Source organism: Comamonas composti DSM 21721, assembly GCF_000429845.1.
Taxonomy (GTDB): Bacteria; Pseudomonadota; Gammaproteobacteria; order Burkholderiales; family Burkholderiaceae_C; genus Comamonas; species Comamonas composti.
Genome location: NZ_AUCQ01000050.1, coordinates 1 through 5,094 on the forward strand (window position 1 = coordinate 1; position 5,094 = coordinate 5,094).

Below are 5,094 nucleotides of genomic sequence, written 5' to 3' on the forward strand. Positions count from 1 at the left end.
CTGGGCATGACATGCCTTCCCCCGAAGGGGACGGACGCCTTCGCCGCGAGGCGGCTCTTGCTCGGCGTCCCTGAGCTGTGCCGCGCCGGTTTGATACGCCAGGCCTCTGGCTTGGCTCCTCCCTTTTTGGGGGAGGGCTGGGGAGGAGGTCAGCGGCGCGAGTTCTTCCCGCATTGCCAGCGTCACTCAAGCCATCGCCCCATCCCCGCCCTCCACTGAAAGAGGAAGAAGCCATACCGGCATGCCGTTGAGGCTGCAAAGCAGTAGCTATCAAAAATAAGAGCTGCCAGCACCTGTCACCTGGCGATTTCAACTGCATTCATAGCTGAAACCAATGAATGACAAGCGCTGGCAGCTCTTATTTTTATACTTTTTCAGCCCTGCGCAGGGTCGGGCGCCGCAAGGCCCAGGTGCAGATACGCGGCGCGTGTGGCCATGCGTCCGCGCGGGGTGCGCTGCAAAAATCCTTGCTGGATCAGATAGGGCTCGATCACGTCCTCGATGGTGCCCGACTCCTCGCCTATGCTGGCCGCGATGTTGTCCAGCCCCACAGGGCCGCCGTCGAAGCGATGCACCACGGCTTCGAGCAGCTTGCGGTCCATGATGTCAAAGCCCTGCGGGTCCACGTCGAGCATGGCCAGGGCCTTGTCGGCCATCTCGCGCGTGATGCGGCCATCGCCCTTCACATCCGCATAGTCGCGCACGCGGCGCAGCAGGCGGTTGGCAATGCGCGGCGTGCCGCGCGAGCGGCGTGCGATCTCGAAGCAGCCCTCGTCATCGATGGGGGCCTGCAGCAGGCCTGCGCTGCGCTTGACGATGCGCGCCAGCTCCTCGGCGCTGTAGAACTCCAGCCGCGCCACGATGCCGAAGCGGTCGCGCAGCGGATTCGTCAGCATGCCCGCACGCGTGGTCGCGCCCACCAGGGTGAAGGGCTGCAGATCGAGCTTGATGGAGCGCGCCGCCGGCCCTTCGCCAATCATGATGTCGATCTGGTAGTCCTCCAGCGCCGGGTAGAGGATTTCCTCGACCACGGGCGAGAGCCGGTGGATCTCGTCGATGAACAGCACATCGTTGGGTTCGAGATTGGTCAGCAGGGCCGCAAGATCCTTGGGCTTTTCGAGCACCGGGCCGCTGGTCTGGCGCAGGTTCACGCCCAGCTCGGCCGCGATGATGTGCGAGAGCGTGGTCTTGCCCAGGCCCGGCGGGCCGAACAGCAGCACATGGTCCAGCGCCTCGCCGCGCTTTTTCGCCGCACCTATGAAGATCTCCAGCTGCTCGCGGGCCTTGGCCTGGCCCACATATTCATCGAGCAGCTTGGGGCGCAGCGCGCGCTCCAGCGCCTCCTCCTGGTGCGAGGCCGTCCCGCCGGACACCACGCGCTGCGCAGGCTTGGGCGCCGGTGCGAATTCATCGACAACAATCGTCATAGGCGCACATTGTGCCCTGCGCCGCCAGGCCCCACGACAAGGGACTCGCCGACCTGGGGCGGCATCGATTTCAGGCACAGCCTGCATGGTCATGCGCAGGCGCCTGCCAAAGTCGCAAGCACATCCGGGGACAATGGCACGACGTTCACTCCCCTCAAGCCCAGGCCATGCCACACAGCTCCCGCTCCACCTCCCGCTCCCTGATCGGCCAGCCCTGGCTGGTCGCCGCCATCCTGGGCTCGCTGTTCGCGCCGCTGAGCCAGGCCGCGCTCAAGGTCGGCGACAGCGCTCCCGGCTTCACCACGCCTGCAGCCGTGGCCGGCCAGGCGTTCGACTTCGACATGGCTGCCGCGCTCAAGAACGGGCCTGTGGTGCTGTACTTCTTTCCCAAGGCCTTCACCAAGGGCTGCACGCTCGAAGCCCATGCGTTCGCCGAGGCCACGCCACGCTTCAAGGCCCTGGGGGCCAGCGTGGTCGGCATGTCCCATGACGACATCACGACGCTGAAACGCTTCTCATCGGAGGCCTGTCGCGACCAGTTCGCCGTGGCCTCCGACCCCAGGGCACAGACCATCAAGGCTTATGATGCGGGCGCTGCAGCCAATCCTGAGCGCGCGGACCGCATCTCCTACGTGATAGGCCAGGACGGCAAGATCAAGTTCGTCCACTCGGGTTCGGACCCCCAAGTCCATGTGCAAAAGACCGAAGCTGCGGTCAGGCAGCTGCAGCAAGGCGGCAAGCAATAACAGCGTCCCGCGCCCACACTCAGCCATGGCTGGCAGCGCCTCAAGCCCGCAGGGACCCACGCAGGGACAGCGGGCAGGAGCCGCCTCGCGGCGAGGCTGTCATCCCCATTGGGGGAAGGCGCTTCGCGCCTCAGGGGCAAGCTATTTCGTCAGGGCCTTGAGCGCCAGCTTGATACCCTCGCTCACGCCCACATCGGGCGGCAGCTTCTTGAGCGCCAGCGAGGCCTCCTTGTCGGAATAGCCGAGGGCCATCAAGGCCTGCAGAATGTCGTTGTGCTCATTGTTGTTGGCAAACAGTGACTGAGCCCCCGTATCCGCCCCGATCTTGCCCTTGAGCTCCAGCAGCAGGCGCTCGGCCGTCTTCTTGCCGATGCCCGGCACCTTGACCAGCCGGCCCACCTCCTGCAGGGTCACGGCCTGAGCCAGATCATCCACGCTCATGCCGCTGAGCACCGACAGCGCCATGCGCGGACCGATGCCCGTGACCTTGATCAGCGAGCGAAACGCCTGGCGCTCACTGGGTGTGCCAAAACCATAGAGTAGTTGCGCATCCTCGCGCACCACGAAGTGCGTGAGCAGGCTGACCCGGGCGCCGCTGGCCGGCAGGTTGTAGAAGGTGCTCATGGGCACCTGCACCTCATAACCCACGCCGCCACAGTCGACCAACACCTCGGGCGGGTTTTTCTCCAGCAGAGTTCCCGTCAATTTGCCTATCATTCAAGTCCTCTGCCGCCTGATGGCGGCTTTTCATTGGAACATGACTTGCGCAGCGCGATGAGGCGAGCATCGATGCTCGCCCGCGTGCCTGCACAAGTCCTACGGAATTATCCGCGTGATCCTGCGCCACACCTTCACTCCCCTCAACAACAACCGCCTGAGTCATTTGTGCGGCCCGGCCGATGCACATCTGCGCACCATGGAGCAAGCCCTGGGGGTGAAGATCGCCCACCGGCACGAGCAGTTCAAGATCGACGGCCCCAAGGCCAAGGCCCAGGAAGCGCTGGAGCTGCTGGAGGCGCTCTATGAAATGGCGGACGATGCCATCGCCGAGGACACGCTGCAGCTCATGCTCGCAGGCGATGCCGAGATGCTGGAAGCGCCCCTGGACTCGCCCCAGCTGAGTACGCGCCGCACCGACCTGCGTGCACGCACGCCCAACCAGGCCGCGTACCTGGAGAACATTGCGCGCCACGACATCACCCTTGGCATCGGCCCGGCCGGCACGGGCAAGACCTATCTGGCCGTGGCCTGCGCCGTGGATGCGCTGGAGCGCAACAACGTGCAGCGCATCGTGCTCACGCGTCCGGCCGTGGAAGCCGGCGAACGCCTGGGCTTTCTGCCCGGCGACCTCACGCAAAAGGTCGACCCCTATCTGCGCCCGCTCTACGACGCGCTCTACGACCTCATGGGCTATGACCGCGTGCAAAAAGCCTTCGAGCGCAATGTGCTGGAGATCGCTCCGCTGGCCTTCATGCGCGGGCGCACGCTGAACAACGCCTTCGTGATCCTCGACGAAGCCCAGAACACCACGCCCGAGCAGATGAAGATGTTTCTCACGCGCATAGGCTTTGGCGCAAAGGCCGTGGTCACCGGCGACGTGAGCCAGATCGACCTGCCCAAGGGTGCGCCCAGCGGCCTCATCGATGCCGAGCGCGTGCTCAAGCGCGTCAAAGGCATTGCGATCAACCGCTTCACCAGCGCCGACGTGGTGCGCCACCCGCTGGTGGCACGCATCGTCGATGCCTACGAAGCACGCGGCCGCGCCAGCGAGGGCACCTCCACCCCCAAGCGCACACGCAGCACACGCCCCCTGCCGGGCAGCGAAGAACTCTGAAATCAATAGCACACAGCACTTGATACACAAGCGATACAAGCCAAAATGCCTCTGAATCAGCTGCAACTATCCCTGCAATTCGCGCGCTTTGCCGAAGCAGCCGAGCACCGCACCCAGCTGCCGCGCACCAAAGTCGCGCGCTGGATACGCCATGCGCTGGCCGTGGACGCGGAGATCACCGTGCGCATCGTCGACGCCGAGGAAGGCCGGCAACTGAACCGCGAGTACCGCAAAAAGGACTACGCCACCAATGTGCTGACCTTCGACTACCAGCAGGAGCCGAGCGTCATGGCCGACCTCGTGCTCTGCGCGCCCGTGGTCGAGCGCGAAGCCTTGGAGCAAAACAAAAGCCTGCAGGAGCACTACGCCCACCTGCTGGTCCACGGCACCCTGCACGCCCAAGGCTGGGACCACGAAACCAGTGAGCAGGACGCCGAGGAAATGGAAGCCTACGAAACCGCCATCATGCTGGAGCTGGGCTTTCAAGACCCTTATGCCAAATGACTTTGCCATTGGGCGCAGCCAGCCCCTGCTGCAGCGCACCGCATGCCCGTACTCATCCAGGGAGAGCGGGCTTTAAAGCTGCCTATGCGGCAAGGAGCCCATCACTGCGACCTGGTGCCCGGGCCGACAGCTTCTGAGCTGCCTATGCGGCAGCGAACATCGTGCCGTGGTCCTTGCTGCTGTAGCCCAGTTTCTGAGCTGCCTATGCGGCAGCGAACGCGCGCGGGCCACGAAAGCACCGACGCCCTCATTTCTGAGCTGCCTATGCGGCAGCGAACTGACTGGTGATGTCGTCGAAGCGGTCTTGCTCTTTCTGAGCTGCCTATGCGGCAGCGAACTCTACCAGCAGATCAAGGCCCTGGATGAGCAATTTCTGAGCTGCCTATGCGGCAGCGAACCTTCAGTATCTCTCTACAATTTGGGCTGAACTTTTCTGAGCTGCCTATGCGGCAGCGAACTGATCACGATCATCACAGGTACGCCAGGCGCTTTTCTAAGCTGCCTATGCGGCAGCGAACTCCTGTTCAAAATTGGCCGCTGGCCTGACTTTTTTCTAAGCTGCCTATGCGGCAGCGAACCCACG

General features: G+C 64.0%; 5 protein-coding genes and 1 CRISPR repeat array. Of the genes, 3 read left to right on the plus strand and 2 right to left on the minus strand.

Annotation, left to right across the window (positions count from 1 at the left end):
- Window positions 1-374: 374 nt before the first annotated feature.
- Window positions 375-1,427 carry a Holliday junction branch migration DNA helicase RuvB gene (gene ruvB, locus G486_RS0116790; protein WP_027016575.1) on the minus strand — a complete coding sequence of 351 codons (1,053 nt, stop codon included), beginning with the start codon at window positions 1,425-1,427 and terminating at the stop codon, window positions 375-377.
- A 167-nt stretch (window positions 1,428-1,594) separates the two neighbouring features.
- Between ruvB and G486_RS0116795 the strand changes: the two genes are divergently transcribed.
- Window positions 1,595-2,173, plus strand: coding sequence for a peroxiredoxin (locus G486_RS0116795; RefSeq protein ID WP_051303641.1), 579 nt, complete (start codon window positions 1,595-1,597; stop codon window positions 2,171-2,173).
- Between the two features lie 141 nt (window positions 2,174-2,314).
- Here the strand turns inward: G486_RS0116795 and ruvA are convergent, their stop codons facing one another.
- Window positions 2,315-2,890 carry a Holliday junction branch migration protein RuvA gene (gene ruvA / locus G486_RS0116800; protein ID WP_027016577.1) on the minus strand — a complete coding sequence of 192 codons (576 nt, stop codon included), beginning with the start codon at window positions 2,888-2,890 and terminating at the stop codon, window positions 2,315-2,317.
- A 115-nt stretch (window positions 2,891-3,005) separates the two neighbouring features.
- On the opposite strand from ruvA, the gene G486_RS0116805 reads away from it, so the two are divergent.
- Window positions 3,006-4,007 (plus strand): PhoH family protein, encoded by a 1,002-nt coding sequence (locus G486_RS0116805; protein WP_027016578.1) that lies wholly within the window; start codon window positions 3,006-3,008, stop codon window positions 4,005-4,007.
- A 45-nt stretch (window positions 4,008-4,052) separates the two neighbouring features.
- Entirely contained in the window at window positions 4,053-4,511 is a 459-nt protein-coding gene (gene ybeY / locus G486_RS0116810; RefSeq protein ID WP_027016579.1) for an rRNA maturation RNase YbeY, read from the plus strand.
- A gap of 130 nt (window positions 4,512-4,641) precedes the next feature.
- A CRISPR array of direct repeats spans window positions 4,642-5,089; the repeat unit is 28 nt; unit sequence TTTCTGAGCTGCCTATGCGGCAGCGAAC.
- Window positions 5,090-5,094 lie beyond the last annotated feature (5 nt).

Bases quoted from the DNA above. Each gene is read 5' to 3' on its own strand.
- ybeY (WP_027016579.1), top strand. From the start codon at position 4,053: ATGCCTCTGAATCAGCTGCAACTATCCCTGCAATTCGCGCGCTTTGCC.
- G486_RS0116795 (WP_051303641.1), top strand. From the start codon at position 1,595: ATGCCACACAGCTCCCGCTCCACCTCCCGCTCCCTGATCGGCCAGCCC.
- ruvB (WP_027016575.1), bottom strand. From the start codon at position 1,427: ATGACGATTGTTGTCGATGAATTCGCACCGGCGCCCAAGCCTGCGCAG.
- ruvA (WP_027016577.1), bottom strand. From the start codon at position 2,890: ATGATAGGCAAATTGACGGGAACTCTGCTGGAGAAAAACCCGCCCGAG.